General features: G+C 65.4%; 15 protein-coding genes and 2 rRNA genes. 11 read left to right on the forward strand and 6 right to left on the reverse strand.

Annotation, left to right across the window (positions count from 1 at the left end):
* Positions 1-12 precede the first annotated feature (12 nt).
* Positions 13-2,893, forward strand: a 23S ribosomal RNA gene (locus WS64_RS18925).
* Between the two features lie 187 nt (positions 2,894-3,080).
* Positions 3,081-3,193: ribosomal RNA gene (gene rrf, locus WS64_RS18930) — 5S ribosomal RNA — on the forward strand.
* Positions 3,194-3,296: 103 nt separating this feature from the next.
* Here rrf and WS64_RS18935 read toward each other — a convergent pair.
* The 5 genes from WS64_RS18935 to WS64_RS18955 form a co-directional block, all read right to left on the reverse strand.
* A complete protein-coding gene (locus WS64_RS18935) occupies positions 3,297-3,761 on the reverse strand; it encodes a GNAT family N-acetyltransferase (protein ID WP_208606857.1) in 465 nt (154 codons plus the stop codon).
* 141 nt (positions 3,762-3,902) lie between these two features.
* Positions 3,903-4,274 carry a nuclear transport factor 2 family protein gene (locus WS64_RS18940; protein WP_060967297.1) on the reverse strand — a complete coding sequence of 124 codons (372 nt, stop codon included), beginning with the start codon at positions 4,272-4,274 and terminating at the stop codon, positions 3,903-3,905.
* Between the two features lie 54 nt (positions 4,275-4,328).
* Positions 4,329-4,928, reverse strand: coding sequence for a hypothetical protein (locus tag WS64_RS18945; protein ID WP_060967298.1), 600 nt, complete (start codon positions 4,926-4,928; stop codon positions 4,329-4,331).
* An 88-nt stretch (positions 4,929-5,016) separates the two neighbouring features.
* On the reverse strand, positions 5,017-6,366 hold the full coding sequence (locus WS64_RS18950; RefSeq protein WP_244166594.1) for an SMI1/KNR4 family protein: 1,350 nt from the start codon (positions 6,364-6,366) through the stop codon (positions 5,017-5,019).
* A 119-nt stretch (positions 6,367-6,485) separates the two neighbouring features.
* Positions 6,486-7,490, reverse strand: coding sequence for an AraC family transcriptional regulator (locus WS64_RS18955; protein WP_059578890.1), 1,005 nt, complete (start codon positions 7,488-7,490; stop codon positions 6,486-6,488).
* A 143-nt stretch (positions 7,491-7,633) separates the two neighbouring features.
* Here WS64_RS18955 and WS64_RS18960 point away from each other — a divergent pair, with 143 nt between their 5' ends.
* Genes WS64_RS18960 through WS64_RS18970 form a run of 3 tightly spaced genes read left to right on the forward strand, consistent with a single transcriptional unit; the run spans position 7,634 to position 11,288 of the window.
* Positions 7,634-9,298 (forward strand): acyl-CoA synthetase, encoded by a 1,665-nt coding sequence (locus WS64_RS18960; RefSeq protein ID WP_060967299.1) that lies wholly within the window; start codon positions 7,634-7,636, stop codon positions 9,296-9,298.
* Positions 9,299-9,311: 13 nt separating this feature from the next.
* Positions 9,312-10,079 (forward strand): 3-hydroxyacyl-CoA dehydrogenase, encoded by a 768-nt coding sequence (locus tag WS64_RS18965; protein ID WP_059578885.1) that lies wholly within the window; start codon positions 9,312-9,314, stop codon positions 10,077-10,079.
* Between the two features lie 18 nt (positions 10,080-10,097).
* The gene (locus tag WS64_RS18970; protein ID WP_060967300.1) at positions 10,098-11,288 is read left to right on the forward strand and encodes an acetyl-CoA C-acetyltransferase; all 1,191 of its coding nucleotides are present in this window, start codon (positions 10,098-10,100) and stop codon (positions 11,286-11,288) included.
* Positions 11,289-11,415: 127 nt separating this feature from the next.
* Here WS64_RS18970 and WS64_RS18975 read toward each other — a convergent pair whose 3' ends face one another.
* Positions 11,416-12,108 (reverse strand): TetR/AcrR family transcriptional regulator, encoded by a 693-nt coding sequence (locus tag WS64_RS18975; RefSeq protein WP_059644942.1) that lies wholly within the window; start codon positions 12,106-12,108, stop codon positions 11,416-11,418.
* A gap of 321 nt (positions 12,109-12,429) precedes the next feature.
* Between WS64_RS18975 and WS64_RS18980 the strand changes: the two genes are divergently transcribed.
* The 6 genes from WS64_RS18980 (at position 12,430) to WS64_RS19005 (ending at position 21,201) form a co-directional block, all read left to right on the forward strand.
* Positions 12,430-13,710 (forward strand): Zn-dependent hydrolase, encoded by a 1,281-nt coding sequence (locus WS64_RS18980; protein WP_059578877.1) that lies wholly within the window; start codon positions 12,430-12,432, stop codon positions 13,708-13,710.
* A gap of 129 nt (positions 13,711-13,839) precedes the next feature.
* On the forward strand, positions 13,840-15,177 hold the full coding sequence (locus WS64_RS18985) for an NAD(P)-dependent oxidoreductase (protein ID WP_060967301.1): 1,338 nt from the start codon (positions 13,840-13,842) through the stop codon (positions 15,175-15,177).
* A gap of 53 nt (positions 15,178-15,230) precedes the next feature.
* On the forward strand, positions 15,231-16,547 hold the full coding sequence (gene preA, locus WS64_RS18990; protein WP_060967302.1) for an NAD-dependent dihydropyrimidine dehydrogenase subunit PreA: 1,317 nt from the start codon (positions 15,231-15,233) through the stop codon (positions 16,545-16,547).
* A 100-nt stretch (positions 16,548-16,647) separates the two neighbouring features.
* Positions 16,648-18,156 (forward strand): NCS1 family nucleobase:cation symporter-1, encoded by a 1,509-nt coding sequence (locus WS64_RS18995; RefSeq protein WP_060967303.1) that lies wholly within the window; start codon positions 16,648-16,650, stop codon positions 18,154-18,156.
* Between the two features lie 65 nt (positions 18,157-18,221).
* Positions 18,222-19,679 carry a dihydropyrimidinase gene (gene hydA, locus WS64_RS19000; protein WP_060967304.1) on the forward strand — a complete coding sequence of 486 codons (1,458 nt, stop codon included), beginning with the start codon at positions 18,222-18,224 and terminating at the stop codon, positions 19,677-19,679.
* A 247-nt stretch (positions 19,680-19,926) separates the two neighbouring features.
* Positions 19,927-21,201 (forward strand): NupC/NupG family nucleoside CNT transporter, encoded by a 1,275-nt coding sequence (locus tag WS64_RS19005; RefSeq protein WP_059578863.1) that lies wholly within the window; start codon positions 19,927-19,929, stop codon positions 21,199-21,201.
* Positions 21,202-21,206 lie beyond the last annotated feature (5 nt).

The raw sequence follows: 21,206 nt of genomic DNA on the forward strand, positions 1-21,206 counted from the left end.
GACTCGTTATAGGGTCAAGCGAACAAGTGCATGTGGTGGATGCCTTGGCGATCACAGGCGATGAAGGACGCGGTAGCCTGCGAAAAGCTACGGGGAGCTGGCAAACGAGCTTTGATCCGTAGATGTCCGAATGGGGAAACCCACTCCTTATGGAGTATCCATGGCTGAATACATAGGCCATGTGAAGCGAACGCGGTGAACTGAAACATCTAAGTAACCGCAGGAAAAGAAATCAACCGAGATTCCCAAAGTAGTGGCGAGCGAAATGGGATGAGCCTTGCACTCTTTATTTGTATTGTTAGCCGAACGCTCTGGAAAGTGCGGCCATAGCAGGTGATAGCCCTGTAGGCGAAAACAGTATGAAAGAACTAGGTGTGCGACAAGTAGGGCGGGACACGTGAAATCCTGTCTGAAGATGGGGGGACCATCCTCCAAGGCTAAATACTCGTGATCGACCGATAGTGAACCAGTACCGTGAGGGAAAGGCGAAAAGAACCCCGGGAGGGGAGTGAAATAGATCCTGAAACCGCATGCATACAAACAGTCGGAGCCTCGCAAGGGGTGACGGCGTACCTTTTGTATAATGGGTCAGCGACTTACGTTCAGTAGCAAGCTTAACCGTATAGGGCAGGCGTAGCGAAAGCGAGTCCGAATAGGGCGTTCAGTTGCTGGGCGTAGACCCGAAACCAGGTGATCTATCCATGGCCAGGATGAAGGTGCGGTAACACGTACTGGAGGTCCGAACCCACTAACGTTGAAAAGTTAGGGGATGAGCTGTGGATAGGGGTGAAAGGCTAAACAAACCTGGAAATAGCTGGTTCTCTCCGAAAACTATTTAGGTAGTGCCTCGTGTCTCACCTTCGGGGGTAGAGCACTGTCATGGTTGGGGGGTCTATTGCAGATTACCCCGCCATAGCAAACTCCGAATACCGAAGAGTGCAATCACGGGAGACAGACATCGGGTGCTAACGTCCGGTGTCAAGAGGGAAACAACCCAGACCGCCAGCTAAGGTCCCCAAATATAGCTAAGTGGGAAACGAAGTGGGAAGGCTAAAACAGTCAGGAGGTTGGCTTAGAAGCAGCCACCCTTTAAAGAAAGCGTAATAGCTCACTGATCGAGTCGTCCTGCGCGGAAGATGTAACGGGGCTAAGCTATATACCGAAGCTGCGGATGCGAGCTTGCTCGCATGGTAGGAGAGCGTTCCGTAAGCCTGCGAAGGTGCCTTGTAAAGGGTGCTGGAGGTATCGGAAGTGCGAATGCTGACATGAGTAGCGATAAAGGGGGTGAAAGGCCCCCTCGCCGTAAGCCCAAGGTTTCCTACGCAACGTTCATCGGCGTAGGGTGAGTCGGCCCCTAAGGCGAGGCAGAAATGCGTAGCTGATGGGAAGCAGGTCAATATTCCTGCACCATTGTTAGATGCGATGGGGGGACGGATCGCGGAAGGTTGTCCGGGTGTTGGAAGTCCCGGTCGCTGCATTGGAGAAGGCGCTTAGGCAAATCCGGGCGCGGGATTCAAGGGTGTGGCGCGAGCTCCTTCGGGAGCGAAGCAATTGGAAGTGGTTCCAAGAAAAGCCTCTAAGCTTCAGTCTAACGATGACCGTACCGCAAACCGACACAGGTGGGCGAGATGAGTATTCTAAGGCGCTTGAGAGAACTCGGGAGAAGGAACTCGGCAAATTGGTACCGTAACTTCGGGATAAGGTACGCCCTTGTAGCTTGACTGGCCTGCGCCAGGAGGGTGAAGGGGTTGCAATAAACTGGTGGCTGCGACTGTTTAATAAAAACACAGCACTCTGCAAACACGAAAGTGGACGTATAGGGTGTGACGCCTGCCCGGTGCCGGAAGATTAAATGATGGGGTGCAAGCTCTTGATTGAAGTCCCGGTAAACGGCGGCCGTAACTATAACGGTCCTAAGGTAGCGAAATTCCTTGTCGGGTAAGTTCCGACCTGCACGAATGGCGTAACGATGGCCACACTGTCTCCTCCCGAGACTCAGCGAAGTTGAAGTGTTTGTGATGATGCAATCTACCCGCGGCTAGACGGAAAGACCCCATGAACCTTTACTGTAGCTTTGCATTGGACTTTGAACCGATCTGTGTAGGATAGGTGGGAGGCTATGAAGCCGGAACGCTAGTTTCGGTGGAGCCGTCCTTGAAATACCACCCTGGTTTGTTTGAGGTTCTAACCTTGGCCCGTGATCCGGGTCGGGGACAGTGCATGGTAGGCAGTTTGACTGGGGCGGTCTCCTCCCAAAGCGTAACGGAGGAGTACGAAGGTACGCTAGGTACGGTCGGAAATCGTGCTGATAGTGCAATGGCATAAGCGTGCTTAACTGCGAGACCGACAAGTCGAGCAGGTGCGAAAGCAGGTCATAGTGATCCGGTGGTTCTGTATGGAAGGGCCATCGCTCAACGGATAAAAGGTACTCTGGGGATAACAGGCTGATACCGCCCAAGAGTTCATATCGACGGCGGTGTTTGGCACCTCGATGTCGGCTCATCTCATCCTGGGGCTGTAGCCGGTCCCAAGGGTATGGCTGTTCGCCATTTAAAGAGGTACGTGAGCTGGGTTTAAAACGTCGTGAGACAGTTTGGTCCCTATCTGCCGTGGGCGTTGGATATTTGAAGGGGGCTGCTCCTAGTACGAGAGGACCGGAGTGGACGAACCTCTGGTGTACCGGTTGTCACGCCAGTGGCATCGCCGGGTAGCTATGTTCGGAAGAGATAACCGCTGAAAGCATCTAAGCGGGAAACTCGCCTTAAGATGAGATATCCCTGGAGGCTTGACCTCCTTGAAGGGTCGTTCGAGACCAGGACGTTGATAGGTCGGGTGTGTAAGCGCAGTAATGCGTTCAGCTAACCGATACTAATTGCCCGTAAGGCTTGATCCTATAACAAGTCTGTCTCGATGCCCGTTAGCGCTTTAGCGCTTACGGACATCGAGCGTCGAGTGCGAGGCACTCGACGTACGACGGTTGAAGTACCGCGTACGTGTGAGATACAGCTCACAACCCAAATCAAGATTACTGCTTCTTCCAAGATTGGTTGCGCTGCGAAGCAACGCAACAACCCCCTTTGCCTGATGACCATAGCGAGTCGGTCCCACCCCTTCCCATCCCGAACAGGACCGTGAAACGACTCTACGCCGATGATAGTGCGGATTCCCGTGTGAAAGTAGGTAATCGTCAGGCTCCCTAAGCCAAGAACCCCCGCCCGACAAGGCGGGGGTTTTTGCATTTCGGCACCCCGAAAAGCATGATGCAGCGAGCCGTCTTGCTGCCATCAGTTCATCCATCAGACCGTGATCCGCAAGATCGGAAAAAATCGGCCCGGGATCGCTCTCGATTCCTTTTCGCCAATCTTTTTAGCTCCCAGCGCCAGATAGAACGACGCGGCATTCGGATCCGCTTCGATCACAAAGCTTTGGATGCCTCTCGCAGCGGCTTCAGCCCGAACCGCTTCCCACAGCGCACGGGCGACGCCTCGCCCCATGTAATCAGGACGGACGAACAGCCATCCGGGCGTTGGTCGATCCGATTCCGATGATGCTCGGACCCAGAATCCGATGATTGTCTCGCCCGATTGCGCGAGATAACCGATCGACCCTTCGATCGTCTCCGGCGAAATCGTGAGATCGCTTTGCCACAAGTCGAGCCATTCCTTCGGGTAGCCCCAGTGCGCCTTCGACAGGCGCGCCAGTTGCGTGAGCTCGTCCGAATCCGCGCCACGCGCAGCACGCACGGTAAATAGCGTATGCATTTCGTCTCTCGTCATTGCCGGTATCCCGTCAGCGCTTTTATCGGTGCATCGTCCGGATCGCAGTGTCTCACCGCTCGACCGACAGCCTGCTCGCTCGCCGCAGTATTGCGCGACACGCGTCAAATGCATGCGCCGGTGCAGCTACAAGACCTGCGAAGCATGTCCGGCGACGACGCGCCAGTTGGCGCCCGATCGACGCCAGAGGCGCGTATAGGCAAACTTGCCGGAGAATGCCGTGCCATCGAAATGGCCGGCGAGGGTCGCTCGCGTCGTGGTCAGGATCATCTCGTCGATCGCGCATGCACGCATGTCGAGGACGTCGAGCGTGTCGAGACGCAGAAGCCTCGCGCGATGTGCGGCCAGGTCGTCCGCTTTCGAGATGATCTGGCCGGTCGGGACCGTGAACACCAGATCATCGTCCAGCAGCGCATCGAGCGCTTCGACATCATTGGCCAACATCGCCGCACGGAGCGCGGCTTCGGCGGGTTCGATAACGGTACGGATTGCATCCATGTCGGGCCTCGCATCATTTCGGAAGGGAAGCGGCACGGCGGCGACAGACGCAACCTACCGCGCGTTCGACAACGACTGACGCCGGACCAGCATCACCATGCAGATACCGGTCGACGCGACGAGGTTGACGGCCGGATAGAACGCGACCGCGACGCTCCAGGTGCTCAGCGCCAGCAACGCCAGCGTGTACTTGAGCACGCACAGCGCAAAGTAGGCGAGGCTCTCGCTCCACGGATCGCGGATCGCCTTGCGCACGGTCGGGCCGAGGCCGGCTAACTCGATCAGCGTAACGAGACAGATCGACACCGTCGGATCGTCGGTCAGTAGCCACAGCGGAATGGCGGACAGGGCCGCGCACAGGAACAACCAGTCGAGGCCCGTCCAGCCGCGCTCGCCGCGAAACAGACTGGCGATCAGCGTCAAAAAGCACGTGACGGCAATCGCCGCCGTGCACCATGCGGACGGCCCCGCGCCCGCGACGAACTGGCCAGCGGCCGCGATCGCCGTGACGATCGACCACACGAGCCACGTGAACAGATGCGGGCGAACGATGCGCCGGTAGATCGCGAGCGCGTAAGGAATGGCGGCCAGCAACGACACGGCCGTCCCGATCGCGCCAAAGATCGAAGCGGCTCCCTGATCGACGCTCACCATCGACGCAACCTTGTTCGGATCGGCCGACCAGTATGTGCCGTGACGGATCGGAGTGCAACGTCATGCGTGCGCTGCGGTGCGGTGAGCGTCATGCAGATTCGCACCGGAACGCGGAAGCAACCCGGCCCAAAACAAACCGCACCGGGAATGCGATGCCGCCAGTAAACCCACCGCGCGTCGATGCCTGGGTGGCGTCAGTACTCGAACGTCCGCAGGCGCGCTGCGTGTGCTTCGAGCCCGTCGAGCCCGAGATAGTGGCGGCGCGAACCTTGCGGATGTCGTCCTTCAGCTTGTCCAGCAGTTTCCCGCTCGCCGCGCGATAGGCTGTTGCTGCATCGGCGCCACGGGCCGTCAGGGCCGCGCCGATCAGCCGTGCGCTATCGGCGCCGCCGCCCGCGACGCAACGCGCCATCGCGTCGGCATCCGGCTGCACGCCGGCGTCGAGCAGCGCACGCATCAATGCGACCGGCACGTCGCCGGACACGGACGCGAGCGAATCCGGTGCAACCGGTGCGCCCGATTCGAGCAACGCGGCGGCTGCGGAAAACTTCCGGCACCGCAGTGCGTAATCCGTCGGGATCGAACTGCCGGCGAGCGCCATGCCGAGATCGGCGACCAGCGGCGCCAGTCGCGCGATGAGTGCCGCATCGTCGTGATCGATCGCATGACGTAATGCGTGACGCACGAGCACCGGCTGCGAGCCGAGCGTGCCGTCGGCGAGCGGCGTGCGCCAGTCGATCACCGCTTGCCGATAGAACGCGATCAGCTTGTCGGCCAGCGATGCGGACAGGCCATGATCGTCGCGGCGTTCATCGACGTATTCGAGCAGCGTGACGCCGGTGCCGGGTTCGCCGCCGGGCTCCAGTGGATCCGCATGAAGCTGCAGCGTGCCGAATGCCGTGTACAGATCGGGGGCGACCGTCGCGAGGCCGTCCTCGTGCATCGCCCCGCGCCACGCAGGCGGCAACCCTTGTTTCCAGGCGAGCACATGACCATAGTCCCGGGCGCCCGGCTCCGTCACGACGTAGATGCGGTCGCAATATTCGAAGCCGCCGAACGGCAGCGCGCCGATTTTGCCGTTCCACGTGCGGGCGCTCTCCTCCGCGGCTTCTTCGGCCAGTTCGAGTTCGTGGTCGATCCAGCCTTGCAGGTCGCGATAACCGTCGCTGCCGTTGTAGAACAGTTCGCTCCAGCCGATCGCTTCGACATTGCCGTTCATCTCCAGCGTCAGGTCGTAGTCGAGGCTGCCGCCGGCCGTGATACGCCACAGCTCGAGCAACGGGAGCGGAATGTCGCCGTGACAGCAGGCCTGTACGGCCGCGATCTGGTCGGCCGGCATCGGCGGTTGCGCATCGAAGATCACGCGGCCGGCAAACAGTACGATGCCGTGCGCGCGCAGATCGGCCAGTTCGGTATCGGAAAAGAAGGTGGATTGCATCGAGCGTCAGCGGTAAGGGTTGATCGGATGTGTGCCGCGGTTCATCGGCGATGGACGCCCCGCGGATGGGCGCATCGTATCGGCGGCACCTGACGAGACGCTTCGAATCCACCGGTCATTCAAGACTCCGCCTCCGCCGCATGGACGTCGCGCCGAAACGCGCCGGGGCTCGTGCCAGTCCATTTCCGGAACGCGCGATGAAACGCGCTCGGCTCGGTGAAGCCGAGCTCGGCCGCGATTTCCGCGACGCCGAGCGCATGCCCGCGCAACAGCGACTGCGCCAGCGCGCCGCGCAACTCGTCCTTGATCGCGGCGAAGCTTTGCCCTTCGCTGCGCAAACGCCGCCGCAGCGTCGCGGGCGTCGTATCGAGGCGCACGGCCAGCGTGTCGAAGTCGGGCCACTCGGCGGCCGGCAGCGCCTTCAGGTGCGCACGTGTCTTCGCGACCCAGCCCGTGTCGTGCCGGTAGCGCACGAGCAGGTTACCGGGCGCACCGCGCAGGAAGGTCTTCAGCGCCTGTTCCGAACGGATCGTCGGTAGCGCGAGGTACGCGGCGTTGAATGCGAGCCGGCTGTCGGGCCGGTCGAAATGCACGGGGACGCCGAAGAACTGGTGATAGTCGCTGCGCTGGCCGGGGCTCGGGCACGCGAAGTCGATGCGCTGCAGCGGGATGCGCCGGCCGATCAGCCAGCACGCGACGCCGAGCAGGATCAGCCAGAACGTCCGGTACGCGAATGCCGGGTACGGCGCGCCCGATTGCGTCAGCACGATCTGCGCCTGCCCGTCGGCCACGACGAGTTCGCCGTGCGGCTCGTCGAGCACTACCCGCAGGAACTTCAGCGCGCGCCGCAGCGCCTTGTCGAGCGTGCCCGCATGCAGCACCGCGTGGCACAGCAGCGTGAAGCTGCCGCGCCGCATCGGACGCGCGGCGAGCCCGAAGAATTCGTCGTCGAGCGCGCCGGCGATCGCGAGCCACAGCCGGCCGTACTGCTGCGGCGTGACGGGCTCGCGCACGGCGGCCGGCAACCCGGCGGCGCGCAGCACGGGCGCGGTCGGCAGGTCGCGCCGGCGCAAGCACGCGAGCGCATCGTCGACGAAATCCGGCGAAATCATCTGCGGCCCCATTTTCCTGCGTCCTCCGACATGGCAAAAGCGATCACGATTCTAGATTCCGTTTGTCATTGATTGCAATGTAGCGGCTGTCTACTATCGATGTATCCCCGTCGCGCCCCTGGCTCGCCGGCGGCCATAACGTACAGGAGACACCCATGCCTGAAGGAGCTACCGCCCGGGCGGTGCCGGCGTACGCCGATGCCGTGGCCCGGTTCAGTATCGAGACCGCCGCGCAATTGGCCGGCGACCTGGAGCGCGGCCTGAACGCGTGCGTCGAGTGCTGCGACCGGCACGCGAAGGCCGACGCGATCGCGCTCGACTGGATCGATGCCGGCGGACGGCACCACAGCTTCACGTTCGCGCAGATGCAGGCGCTCTCGGCCCGGGTCGCGAACCTGCTCGTCGCGCAGGGTGTGAAGCCGGGCGACGTGGTGGCCGGGCTGCTGCCGCGCACGCCCGAGCTCGTCGCGACGATCCTCGGCACGTGGCGCGCGGGCGCCGTGTACCAGCCGCTGTTTACCGCATTCGGGCCGAAGGCGATCGAGCACCGGCTGCGCATGAGCGGCGCGCGGCTCGTCGTGACGAACGTCGCGAATCGCGCGAAGCTCGACGAAATCGCCGATTGTCCGCAGGTGGCGACGGTGTGCGAAGCGGGCGAGACACTGTCGGCGCACGACATCGATTTCCGCGCGGCGCTCGACGCACAGTCCGATACGTTCGAGCCCGTGCTGCGCAAGGGGTCGGACCTGTTCATGATGATGTCGACGTCGGGCACGACGGGCTTGCCGAAGGGGGTGCCGGTGCCGCTGTACGCGCTGCTCGCGTTCGGCGCATACATGCGCGAGGCAGTCGACCTGCGCGAAGGCGACCGGTTCTGGAACATCGCCGATCCGGGTTGGGCGTACGGGCTCTATTACGCGATCACCGGCCCGCTGCTGCTCGGCCATGCGACGACGCTGTACGAGGGCGGCTTCACGGTCGACAGCACGTATGACGTGATCGAACGGCTCGGCATCACGAGCCTCGCCGGCTCGCCGACCGCGTTCCGGATGCTGATGGCGGCGGGGCCGGAAGCGGCCGCGCGCGCGAAGGGCCGGCTGCGCGTGGTAAGCAGCGCGGGCGAACCGCTGAACCCGGAAGTGGTGCGCTGGTTCCACGCGGCGCTCGGCGCGCCGATCCACGATCACTACGGCCAGACCGAACTCGGGATGGTCGTGAACAACCATCATGGCCTCGCGCACGTGGTGCACGTCGGTTCCGCCGGCTTCGCGATGCCGGGCTACCGTGTCGCGGTGCTCGACGAAGCGGGCCGCGAGCTCGGCCCCGGCGAGCCCGGCAACCTCGCGATCGACATCGCGCGCTCGCCGCTGCTGTGGTTCCGCGGCTACTGGCAGCAGGACACGCCGGCGATCGCCGGCGGCTATTACCGGACCGGCGACAACGTCGAGCTGGAGCCGGACGGCGCCGTGAGCTTCATCGGCCGCGCGGACGACGTGATCACGTCGTCCGGCTACCGGATCGGCCCGTTCGACGTGGAGAGCGCGCTGATCGAGCATCCGGCCGTCAGCGAGGCCGCCGTGATCGGCGTGCCCGATCCGGAGCGCACGGAGATCGTGAAGGCGTTCGTCGTGTTGTCGAAAGGGTTCGACGGCACACCGGAACTGGCCGAGGAATTGAGTCTGCACGTGAAGCGGCGGCTGTCCGCTCACGCTTATCCGCGCGCGATCGATTTCGTCGACGCGCTGCCGAAAACCCCGAGCGGCAAGATCCAGCGCTTCGTATTGCGCAAGATGGAAGCCGAGAAGGCCGTTCAACCTTGAATATGGACAGCGAATGAATATCGAGGATCGCGTTTTTCTGATTACGGGCGCAGGTTCCGGCCTCGGCGCCGCGGTGGCGCGCATGGTCGTCGCGCAAGGCGGCAAGGCCGTGCTGCTGGACGTCAACGAGGAGGCGGGGGCGAGTCTCGCCAACGAACTCGGCGCGGCCGCGCGCTTCGTGAAGACCGACGTGACGAGCGAGGCCGACGGTCAGGCGGCCGTCGCCGCCGCGCGCGATGCGTTCGGTCGCGTCGACGCGCTCGTGAACTGCGCGGGCGTCGCGCCGGGCGAGAAGGTCGTCGGCCGCGACGGCCCGCATTCGCTCGACCGCTTCGCGCGCGCGGTGTCGATCAACCTCGTCGGCACGTTCAACATGATCCGGCTGGCCGCCGAAGCGATGTCGAAGCAGGACGCGAACGCGGAAGGCGAGCGCGGCGTGATCGTCAACACCGCGTCGGTCGCGGCGTTCGACGGGCAGATCGGCCAGGCCGCGTATGCAGCGTCGAAAAGCGGCGTGGTGGGCATGACGCTGCCGATCGCGCGCGAGCTCGCGCGCTTCGGCATTCGCGTCGTGACGGTCGCGCCCGGCATCTTCGCGACGCCGATGATGGCCGGCATGCCGCAGGACGTGCAGGACGCGCTCGGCAAGAGCGTGCCGTTCCCGCCGCGGCTCGGCCGCCCGGAAGAATTTGCGGCGCTGGTGCGCCACATCGCCGAGAACACGATGCTGAACGGCGAAGTCATCCGTCTCGATGGCGCGTTGCGCATGGCACCGCGCTGACACTGGAGGAAGCGAATCATGACGACTCAGGATCCGATCGTAATCGTGGGTGCGGCCCGTACGCCGATGGGCGGTTTTCAGGGCGACCTGGCGGCGGCCAGCGCGAGCGACCTTGGCGCGGTGGCGATTCGTGCGGCGCTCGAGCGCGCGAACGTGCCGGCCGAACGTATCGACGAAATCGTGTTCGGCTGCGTGCTGCCGGCCGGCCAAGGGCAGGCGCCCGCGCGGCAGGCCGCGCTGAAGGCCGGGCTGCCGCTCGCGGCGGGCGCGACCACGGTCAACAAGATGTGCGGTTCGGGGATGAAGGCGGCGATGTTCGCGCACGACCTGCTGCTGGCGGGGTCCGCGGGCGTGGCCGTCGCGGGCGGGATGGAGAGCATGACGAATGCGCCGTACCTGCTGCCGAAGGCGCGCGCGGGCATGCGCATGGGGCACGGGCAGGTGCTCGACCACATGTTCCTCGACGGGCTCGAGGACGCATATGAAAAAGGCCGCCTGATGGGCACGTTCGCGGAGGATTGCGCGCAGGCCTACCAGTTCACGCGCGAAGCGCAGGATGCGTTCGCGATTGCGTCGCTGACGCGGGCGCAGCGCGCGATCGCGGATGGGCGTTTCGCATCGGAGATCGCGCCGGTGAGCGTGAAGGCCGGCAAGACGGAAAGCGTCGTGTCGATCGACGAGCAGCCGGGCAAGGCGAAACTCGACAAGATCCCGACGCTGAAGCCGGCGTTTCGCGACGGCGGCACGGTGACGGCTGCGAACGCATCGTCGATCTCGGACGGCGCGGCCGCGCTCGTGATGATGCGCCGCTCGGAAGCCGAGCGCCTCGGCCTCACGCCGAAGGCCGTGATCGTCGGGCATTCGACTTATGCGGACAAGCCCGGCCTGTTCGCGACCGCGCCGATCGGCGCACTGCGCAAGCTGTCGGAGAAAACCGGCTGGAACCTGCGCGACGTCGACCTGTTCGAGATCAACGAAGCGTTCGCGGTGGTGCCGATGGCCGCGATGCGCGACCTCGACCTGCCGCACGAGAAGGTGAACGTGCACGGCGGCGCGTGCGCGCTCGGGCATCCGATCGGCGCATCGGGTGCGCGCGTGATGGTGACGCTGCTGGCCGCGCTCGAGACGCACGGGTTGACGCGCGGTATCGCCTCGCTGTGCATCGGCGGCGGCGAAGCGACCGCGGTTGCAATCGAGCGGATCGCTTGACACGACGCATGACGCGTCGCGTCGTACCCGCGCACGCAAGTGGCAACACGGGCGGCGCGTATCGCACGGGACATCCCCGGGTGATGCGCGCCGCCCGTCTTTTTATTCGGTGGCTCGCCGTGTCGCGCTACGGCTTCGCGTTCGGCGACACCGCGCCGCACGCACGAATCACGAGCTGCACGACCTGCTCGGTCTTTTCGTCGAACGCCTTCTTCGTGAACGCGCGCTTGCCGCTCAGCGCACGAATCTGCGCATCGAAATCCGCATAGTGTTGCGTGGTCGACCAGATCAGGTACATCAGCGCATGCGGGTCGATCGGCGCGAGCAGCCCGCGCGCGATCCAGCCTTCGATCACCTCGACGCGCGTGTCGAACCACGGCTTCACACGTTGCGACAGGATGTCCTGCATGTGCTCCGCGCCGTGGATGATCTCGTTGGCCCAGACCTTCGAGCCGAGCGGGCGCCGCCGCGACAGCGCCATCTTCGCGCGCACGTAGCTGCCGATCGCGTCCACCGGATCGTCGCCGGCCTCGAACGAACCGGCCGCGCGATGCCAATCTTCGAACAGGTCGTCGAGCACGCGGCGGTATAACGCGAGCTTGGTCGGGAAGTAGTAGTGCACGTTCGCCTTCGGCAGGCCGGCGCGCTCCGCGATCATCGCGGTGCTGGCGCCGGCGAGCCCGCGTTCCGCGAATACGGCTTCCGCGCACGCGAGCAGATGTGCTTCGTTGGACTCGCGTATGTGCGCCTTGCGTCGCCGCAAAGGCGCCGGCGTTTCGTCCCGGTCGGTGGCTTCGATCGTCGCCTCGTCATGTCTCATCGTTACCCTCGCGCGGCGGTCATGCCGCGTTGGGCTTCATTCTAGCCGCTGATTCGCATCGCACGCACAGACAGGAATGTCGTGATGCCACGGCGATGCTGCGTTGCGGTGGCACGGTTCTCGCTCTGCCGCGTCACGCAAGAAAGACGTTGCGCTGGTCATTTTGATCGTCTAAAACCTGTCCAATCGGACAGGATTTAACGTGTTTCGCGAACCGGCGGGCACCTGCACCGCATCCGTGCGGCGTGCCCCGAAAGAGGTCTCGCACGCACCGGCACAGACCGGGCCGACGACATCACCGACCCCACAGGAGCGATACGAATGAACGCGGTATCGGAAACAGTGAAGCGGGCAGCTTTCGACACGTCGATCAAGGTCGACGGCAAGCGGTTGTGGGACAGCCTGATGGAAGTCGCGAAAATCGGCGCGACGCCGAAAGGCGGCGTGTGTCGGCTCGCGCTGACCGATCTCGACAAGGCCGGCCGCGACCTGATCGTCGGCTGGGCGAAGGCCGCCGGCTGCACGGTGACGGTCGATACGATGGGCAACGTGTTCATGCGCCGTGCGGGCCGCGTGGCCGACGCGGCGCCGGTCGTCACCGGCTCGCATGCGGATTCGCAGCCCACCGGCGGGCGCTTCGACGGCATCTACGGCGTGCTCGGCGGTCTCGAAGTGATTCGCAGTCTGAACGATCACGGCATCGAGACCGAGCATCCGGTCGAGGTCGTGATCTGGACCAACGAGGAGGGCTCGCGCTTCGCGCCGGCGATGGTCGCATCGGGCGTATTCGCGGGCGTGTTCACGCTCGACTACGGGCTGTCGCGCAAGGATGTGGACGGCAAGACGATCGGCGAGGAACTCGCGCGCATCGGCTACGCGGGCGACGTACCGTGCGGCGGGCGCAAGCTGCACGCGGCGTTCGAACTGCATATCGAGCAGGGGCCGATTCTCGAGGCGGAATGCAAGACGATCGGCGTCGTGACCGACGCGCAGGGGCAGCGCTGGTACGAGATCACGTTCACCGGCCAGGAAGCGCACGCGGGGCCGACGCCGATGCCGCGCCGCCGCGACGCGCTGCTCGGCGCGGCGCGCGTGGTCGATCTCGTCAACCGGATCGGCCTCGATCATGCGCCGTTCGGCTGCGCGACGGTCGGCATGATGCAGGTCCACCCGAACTCGCGCAACGTGATTCCCGGCCGCGTGTTCTTCACCGTCGATTTCCGTCATCCGGACGACGCCGTGCTCGCGAAGATGGACGCGGCGCTGCGCGACGGCGTCGCGCGCATCGCGGCCGATATCGGGCTCGACACCGAACTCGAGCAGATTTTCTATTACAAGCCGGTCGCGTTCGACCCGGCATGCGTGGCGGCCGTGCGCGACGCGGCCGATCGCTTCGGCTACTCGCATCGCGACATCGTGTCGGGTGCGGGCCACGATGCGTGCTACCTGGCGCAGGTCGCGCCGACGTCGATGGTGTTCGTGCCCTGCGTCGACGGCATCAGCCACAACGAGATCGAGGACGCGACGCCCGCATGGATCGAGGCCGGCGCGAACGTGCTGCTGCACGCGATGCTGTCGCGTGCGTGCGAGCCGGCTTCATGACCGACCGGACATAGCGCGACAGGCAGGCCGCGCACCGCTTGACCGTAGCACGCCGAAGCATGACCGCCCCGACTGAGCATTCGCAGCCGGCGGGGACGGCTTTGTCTCCACCCAGTCGAAGGAACGCGTATGACCACTCAGCCAACCGGCGATATCGCCGCGCATCGCCTGTCGTCCACGCAACTCTCGTGCGAATTCGCCGATATCGCGCCGCTGCTCGATCCGACCGCGGCGGCGGCCGCCGCAAGTCGCTGCCACTACTGCTACGACGCGCCGTGCGTGCACGCGTGTCCGACGCAGATCGACATCCCGAGCTTCATCCGCAAGATCGGCAACGGCAACCTGAAAGGCGCCGCGACCGACATCCTGTCCGCGAATCCGCTCGGCGGGATGTGCGCACGCGTGTGCCCGACCGAGATCCTGTGCGAAGGCGCGTGCGTGCGCAACCATCAGGATGCGCAACCGGTCGCGATCGGCGCGCTGCAGCGGCATGCAACCGACTGGGCGATGCAGACCGGCGCGGTGCAGTTCCGGCGCGCGCCCGACACGGGCCGCCATGTCGCGGTGGTCGGCGCGGGGCCGGCCGGGCTCGCATGCGCGCACCGGCTCGCGCTCGCCGGACATCGCGTCACGCTGTTCGACGCGCGCCCGAAGGCCGGCGGCCTCAACGAATACGGGATCGCCGCATACAAAACCGTCGACGATTTCGCGCAGCGTGAAGTCGAGTGGCTGCTGTCGGTGGGCGGCGTCACGCTGGAAACGGGCGTGGCGCTCGGGCGCGACGTGACGCTCGACGCATTGCGCGAGCAGCACGACGCGGTATTTCTCGCGATGGGGCTCGGTGGCGTGCGTGCGCTCGAGATCGACGGCGAGCAACTGGGCGGCGTGATGAATGCAGTCGACTTCATCGAGCAGGTGCGGCAGGCAGACACACTGGCGAACGTGCCGGTCGGGCGACGCGTGGTCGTGATCGGCGGCGGCAATACGGCGATCGATGCGGCCGTGCAGAGCCGCAAGCTCGGCGCCGAGCGCGTGACGATGGTGTACCGGCGCGGCGTGGACGCGATGAGCGCGACGTGGGCCGAGCGCGAGTTCGCGCAGAAGTGCGGCGTCGCGCTCGTCACGCACGCGAAGCCGGTGCGCATCGCGGGCGTGAACGGGCAGGCGACGGGCGTCGAATTCGAGGCCGCATCGGGTGAGCGCTTCACCGTCGACGCGGACATGGTGCTGAAGGCGATCGGCCAGACGCTCGTGCCCGACGGCGTCGCAGCCGAATTGCTGACCGCGGACGGCACGCGTATCGCGGTGGATGCGGACGGGCGTACGGCGCTGCCCGACGTATGGGCCGGCGGCGACTGCGCGGCGACCGACGGCATCGACCTCACGGTCCAGGCCGTGCAGGACGGCAAGCGCGCGGCCGCGTCGATCGACGCGATGCTCGCCGCGCGCGACGCGAAGGCGGCCTGAACGCGCGTCGCATCGTCAGCACACCGAACACGACCCTTCTCACGGAGCCGAATATGGCCGATCTTCGCTGCACCATCGCAGGCATCACCTCGCCGAATCCGTTCTGGCTGGCGTCCGCGCCGCCCACCGACAAGGCCTACAACGTCAATCGCGCGTTCGAGGCAGGCTGGGGCGGCGTCGTCTGGAAGACGCTGGGGCTCGATCCGCACGTCGTCAACGTCAGTTCGCGCTACGGCGCGGTGCAGTGGAACGGCCAGCGCATCGCGGGGCTGAACAACATCGAGCTGATCACCGACCGCCCGCTCGACGTGAACCTGACAGAGATCGCGCAGGTGAAGCGCGACTGGCCGGACCGCGCGCTGATCGTGTCGCTGATGGTGCCGTGCAACGAGCGAGACTGGAAATGGATTCTCCCGCTCGTCGAGGATACCGGCGCCGATGCGGTCGAACTCAACTTCGGCTGTCCGCACGGGATGAGCGAGCGCGGGATGGGCGCGGCGGTCGGGCAGGTGCCCGAATACGTCGAGATGGTCACGCGCTGGGTGAAGGAGGGCACGAAGCTGCCGTGCCTCGTGAAGCTCACGCCGAACATCAGCGACATCCGCATGGGGTCGCGCGCCGCGTACAAGGGCGGCGCCGACGGCGTGTCGCTGATCAACACGATCAACTCGATCGTCGCGGTCGATCTCGACCAGATGGCCCCGATGCCGACCGTCGACGGCAAGGGCACGCACGGCGGTTATTGCGGGCCGGCGGTCAAGCCGATCGCGCTGAACATGGTCGCGGAGATCGCACGCGACCCGGAAACGCCGAACCTGCCGATTTCGGGCATCGGCGGCATCTCGTCGTGGCGCGACGCGGCCGAGTTCATGGTGCTCGGCGCGGGCAGCGTGCAGGTGTGCACCGCCGCGATGCATTACGGCTTCCGGATCGTGTCGGATCTCGCCGACGGGCTGTCGAACTGGATGGACGAGAAGGGCTACGCGACGCTCGACGACATCCGCGGCCGCGCGGTGCCGAACGTGACCGACTGGAAATACCTGAACCTGAAATACGACATCAAGGCGCGCATCGACCAGGACCGCTGCATCCAGTGCGGGCTGTGCCACATCGCGTGCGAGGATACGTCGCATCAGGCGATCACGGCGACGAAGGACGGCGTGCGGCATTTCAAAGTGATCGATTCGGAATGCGTCGGGTGCAATCTTTGCATGCATGTGTGTCCGGTCGAGCAATGCATCACGATGGAGCGCGTCGATTCGGGCGACTACGCGAACTGGACCACGCATCCGAACAATCCGGCGAGCGCGGACGCCGGTGCGAGCGGCGGCCCGGCCGCCGCGCCCGAGAAGCACGCGAAGGCGGCCTGACCGGCGTCCGGCGGCGCGGCAGACGTTGCGCCGCCGCTTTTCGTTTCACCGGGCCGGCATCGTACGATGCCGGCGCCGACGTTTTCGTGGAGCGCGTTCAATGAAACCAGCAGCGATTCCCGCCGATGCCGACAGCGCCGCGGCGCACGGCGGCAGCCTGTACAACGACGACCTCGCGCCGACGACGCCGGCGCAGCGCACGTGGAAGTGGTACCACTTCGCGGCGCTGTGGGTCGGGATGGTGATGAACATCGCGTCGTACATGCTCGCGGCCGGGCTGATCCAGGAAGGCATGTCGCCGTGGCAGGCGGTGATGACGGTGCTGCTCGGCAACCTGATCGTGCTCGTGCCGATGCTGCTGATCGGCCATGCGGGCGCGAAGCACGGGATTCCGTACGCGGTGCTGGTGCGCGCGTCGTTCGGCACGCAGGGCGCGAAGCTGCCGGCGCTGCTGCGCGCGATCGTCGCGTGCGGCTGGTACGGCATCCAGACCTGGCTCGGCGGCAGCGCGATCTACACGCTGCTGAACATCCTGACCGGCAACGCGCTGCACGGCGCGGCGCTGCCGCTCGTCGGCATCTCGTTCGGGCAGCTCGCGTGCTTTCTCGTGTTCTGGGCGCTGCAGCTGTACTTCATCCTGCACGGCACCGATTCGATCCGCTGGCTCGAAAGCTGGTCCGCGCCGATCAAGGTCGTGATGTGCGTGGCGCTCGTGTGGTGGGCGACGTCGCGGGCGGGCGGTGTCGGCTCGATGCTGTCGGCGCCGTCGCAGTTCGTCGCGGGCGGCAAGAAGGCGGGGCTCTTCTGGGCGACGTTCTGGCCGGGCCTGACCGCGATGGTCGGCTTCTGGGCGACGCTCGCGCTGAACATTCCCGACTTCACGCGCTTCGCGCATTCGCAGCGCGACCAGATGATCGGCCAGTCGATCGGGCTGCCGCTGCCGATGGCGCTGCTGTCGGTGGTGTCGGTCGTCGTGACGTCGGCGACCGTCGTGATCTACGGCAACGCGATCTGGGATCCGATCGACCTGACGAGCCGGATGACGGGCATCGGCGTGGGCATCGCGCTCGTGATCCTCACGCTCGATACGATGTGCTGCAACCTCGCCGCGAATCTCGTCGGCCCTGCCTACGATTTTTCGAGCCTGTGGCCGAAGGCGATCTCGTACCGGGCGGGCGGGATGATCACCGCGACGATCGCGATCGTGATGATGCCGTGGAAGATCCTCGCGACGACGGACGGCTATATCTTCACCTGGCTCGTCGGCTATTCGGCGCTGCTCGGGCCCGTCGCGGGCATCCTGATGGTCGACTATTTCCTGATTCGCGGCACGCGGCTCGACACGCGCGCGCTGTTCGACGCGCGCGGCGGCTTCAGCTACGCGCATGGCTGGAACCCGGCCGCGCTGGCCGCGCTCGCGATTGGCGTGCTGCCGAACCTGCCGGGCTTCCTGCATACGGCGTTTCCGGCGTCGTTCCCGAACGTGCCGGCGTTCTTCAACACGCTTTACACGTACGCGTGGTTCGTCGGCCTCGTGCTGGCGTCCGGCGTGTACGGCACCTGGATGAAGTGGCGCGCCGGACAGCGCGCGCAGATCGCGAGCGCATGACGCGCGAGCCGGATGCGACCCGCACGCGGCATGCGGCACCCGACAGTCAACGAGGAGGCAACGAAATGGCAATCCTGATTCGTGGCGGCACCGTGGTCGATGCGGACCGCTCCTATCGCGCGGACGTGCTCTGCGCGGACCCGCAGGACGGCGGCACGATCCTGCAGATCGCGGAGCAGATCGACGCGCCGGCCGGCGCAACCGTCGTCGATGCGCACGACCGGTACGTGATGCCGGGCGGGATCGACCCGCATACGCACATGGAACTGCCGTTCATGGGCACGACCGCGAGCGACGATTTCTACTCGGGCACCGCTGCCGGGCTGTCGGGCGGCACGACGAGCATCATCGATTTCGTGATTCCGAGCCCGAAGCAGCCGCTGATGGATGCGTTCCGGGAATGGCGCGGCTGGGCCGAGAAGTCGGCTTCCGACTACGGCTTCCACGTGGCCGTGACGTGGTGGGACGACAGCGTGCACCGCGACATGGGCACGCTCGTGCGCGAGCATGGCGTGTCGAGCTTCAAGCATTTCATGGCGTACAAGAACGCGATCATGGCCGACGACGAGATTCTCGTGAACAGCTTCACGCGTTCGCTCGAGCTCGGCGCGCTGCCGACCGTGCACGCGGAGAACGGCGAGCTCGTGTTCCAGCTGCAAAAGGCGCTGCTCGCGCGCGGAATCACGGGGCCGGAGGCACATCCGCTGTCGCGGCCGCCGGAAGTGGAGGGCGAGGCCGCGAACCGCGCGATCCGCATCGCGCAGGTGCTCGGCGTGCCCGTGTATATCGTGCACGTGTCGGCGAAGGACGCGGTGGACGTGATCACGCGCGCGCGCAGCGAGGGGCTGCGCGTGTTCGGCGAAGTGTTGCCGGGCCATCTCGTGATCGACGAGGCCGTCTATCGCGATCCCGACTGGACGCGTGCGGCGGCCCACGTGATGAGCCCGCCGTTCCGCTCGGCCGAGCATCGCGAGGCGCTGTGGCGCGGGCTGCAATCGGGGCAGTTGCATACGACGGCGACCGATCACTGCGTATTCTGCGCATCGCAGAAGGCGATGGGCCGCGACGATTTCACGAAGATCCCGAACGGCTGCGGCGGCGTCGAGGACCGCATGTCGGTGCTGTGGCATCACGGCGTGAATCATGGCCGCATCACGCCGAACGAGTTCGTGCGGATCACGTCGACGAACGCCGCGCAGATCTTCAACCTGTATCCGCGCAAGGGCGCCGTGCAGGTCGGCGCCGATGCCGACCTCGTCGTGTGGGACCCGGCCGCGACGAAGACGATCTCGGTGAAGACGCATCACCAGCAGGTCGACTTCAACGTGTTCGAGGGGATGACGGTGCAGGGTGTCGCGACGCATACGCTCACGCGCGGCGCACTCGCGTGGGCCGACGGCGAGTTGCGCGCGGTGCGTGGCGCGGGCCGCTACCTGAAGCGCCCGCCGGCGGCCGGCTACTACGAGGCCGCGCGGATCGCGAACCGGCTGCGCGAGCCGCATCCGGTCGAACGCGCGGGTTGAACGGCGCGTGTCAGGCGGGGCGTGTCCGTTCGAGCGGCGCGCCCCGCGCGTGTTTTCGAAGAGTAGGTAGAACAACTGATCAAGCCGGCGAAGGGCAAAAGAGAAACGATCGATGCCATTGATCGCGGCGATTTTGGCGACGTTGCCTGAGCACATGTCGACCGAGTAACATCCACCCACCCGATCACGCGGGTCGCGGGCACGGGCCGCCCGCCGGACAGTTCAAATAGTGAGAAAGGAGCACAAGGTGGATATTCTGCGCAGTCTCCTCGGCATGCTGTTTCTGTTGCTGGTCGCGTATCTGCTGTCGAACAACCGCCGCGCGGTCAGCGGCCGGACCATGATCGCCGCGCTCTTCACGCAGTTCGCGATCGGCGCGCTGGTGCTGTTCGTGCCGTCGGGCCGCGCGGCGCTGGCCGCGGCCGCGAACGGCGTCAATCGCGTGCTCGACATGGGCAATCACGGCATCGCGTTCGTGTTCGGCGGGCTCGTCGATGCACGCATGTTCCAGTTGTTCGGCGACGGCGGGTTCGTATTCGGCCTGCGCGTGCTGCCGATGATCATCTTCGTCACCGCGCTGATCTCGGTGCTGTACTACATCGGCGTGATGAAGTGGATCGTCGCGATTCTCGGCGCGGGATTGGCGAAAGTGCTCGGCGTGAGCCGCATCGAGGCGTGCTCGGCCGTCGCGACGATCTTCCTCGGGCAGAGCGAGATGCCCGCGCTCGTGAAGCCGTTCGTGCGCAACATGACGAGCGCCGAGATCTTCACGGTGATGGCGAGCGGGATGGCGTCGGTCGCGGGCTCGGTGCTGGTCGGCTATGCCGGCCTCGGCGTGAAGATGGAGTACCTGCTCGCCGCGTCGTTCATGGCGGTGCCGGGCGGGCTGCTGTTCGGCAAGCTGCTGTTTCCGACCGTCGAGCCGAGCCGCGTGGTGGTCGACGGGCTCGACTTCGACGACAAGCGGGCCGCCAACGTGATCGAGGCGGCCGCGTCCGGCGCGTCGGTCGGGCTGCGCATCGCGATCAACGTCGGCGCGATGCTGATCGCGTTCGTCGGGCTCATCGCGCTGATGAACCTGATCGTCGGCGGCGCGGCCGCGTTCGCGGGCTTTCCGCAGGTCACGCTGGTCGGCATCATCGGCCATCTGTTCGCGCCGCTCGCGTGGATCATCGGCGTGCCGTGGCATGATGCGACGCTGGCCGGCAACTTCATCGGCGAGAAGCTGATCTTCAACGAATTCGTCGCGTACGGCGACCTGTCGCCGTACCTGAAAGGCGGCGCGCACGCGGCGGCGGCCGGCCTGCAGGTGCTCGACCCGAAGACGCTCGCGATCGTGTCGTTCGCGCTGTGCGGCTTCGCGAACTTCTCGTCGATCGCGATTCTCGCGGGCGGCTTCAGCGCGGTCGCGCCCGAGCGCCGCTCGGACGTCGCGCGGCTCGGCTTGCGCGCGCTGACGGCCGCGACGCTGTCGAACCTCATGAGCGCGGCGATTGCCGGCCTGTTCTTTTCGCTGCATTGAACCGT

Origin of the sequence: Burkholderia anthina, assembly GCF_001547525.1 — a bacterium.
GTDB lineage: Bacteria > Pseudomonadota > Gammaproteobacteria > Burkholderiales > Burkholderiaceae > Burkholderia > Burkholderia semiarida.

Excerpts from the sequence above, each read along its gene's own strand:
- WS64_RS18985 (WP_060967301.1), top strand. The coding sequence starts at position 13,840 with ATGACCACTCAGCCAACCGGCGATATCGCCGCGCATCGCCTGTCGTCC.
- WS64_RS18940 (WP_060967297.1), bottom strand. The coding sequence starts at position 4,274 with ATGGATGCAATCCGTACCGTTATCGAACCCGCCGAAGCCGCGCTCCGT.
- WS64_RS18975 (WP_059644942.1), bottom strand. The coding sequence starts at position 12,108 with ATGAGACATGACGAGGCGACGATCGAAGCCACCGACCGGGACGAAACG.
- WS64_RS18995 (WP_060967303.1), top strand. The coding sequence starts at position 16,648 with ATGAAACCAGCAGCGATTCCCGCCGATGCCGACAGCGCCGCGGCGCAC.
- WS64_RS18935 (WP_208606857.1), bottom strand. The coding sequence starts at position 3,761 with ATGCATACGCTATTTACCGTGCGTGCTGCGCGTGGCGCGGATTCGGAC.
- preA (WP_060967302.1), top strand. The coding sequence starts at position 15,231 with ATGGCCGATCTTCGCTGCACCATCGCAGGCATCACCTCGCCGAATCCG.
- hydA (WP_060967304.1), top strand. The coding sequence starts at position 18,222 with ATGGCAATCCTGATTCGTGGCGGCACCGTGGTCGATGCGGACCGCTCC.
- WS64_RS18965 (WP_059578885.1), top strand. The coding sequence starts at position 9,312 with ATGAATATCGAGGATCGCGTTTTTCTGATTACGGGCGCAGGTTCCGGC.
- WS64_RS18960 (WP_060967299.1), top strand. The coding sequence starts at position 7,634 with ATGCCTGAAGGAGCTACCGCCCGGGCGGTGCCGGCGTACGCCGATGCC.
- WS64_RS18970 (WP_060967300.1), top strand. The coding sequence starts at position 10,098 with ATGACGACTCAGGATCCGATCGTAATCGTGGGTGCGGCCCGTACGCCG.
- WS64_RS18950 (WP_244166594.1), bottom strand. The coding sequence starts at position 6,366 with ATGCAATCCACCTTCTTTTCCGATACCGAACTGGCCGATCTGCGCGCG.
- WS64_RS18955 (WP_059578890.1), bottom strand. The coding sequence starts at position 7,490 with ATGGGGCCGCAGATGATTTCGCCGGATTTCGTCGACGATGCGCTCGCG.
- WS64_RS18945 (WP_060967298.1), bottom strand. The coding sequence starts at position 4,928 with ATGGTGAGCGTCGATCAGGGAGCCGCTTCGATCTTTGGCGCGATCGGG.
- WS64_RS18980 (WP_059578877.1), top strand. The coding sequence starts at position 12,430 with ATGAACGCGGTATCGGAAACAGTGAAGCGGGCAGCTTTCGACACGTCG.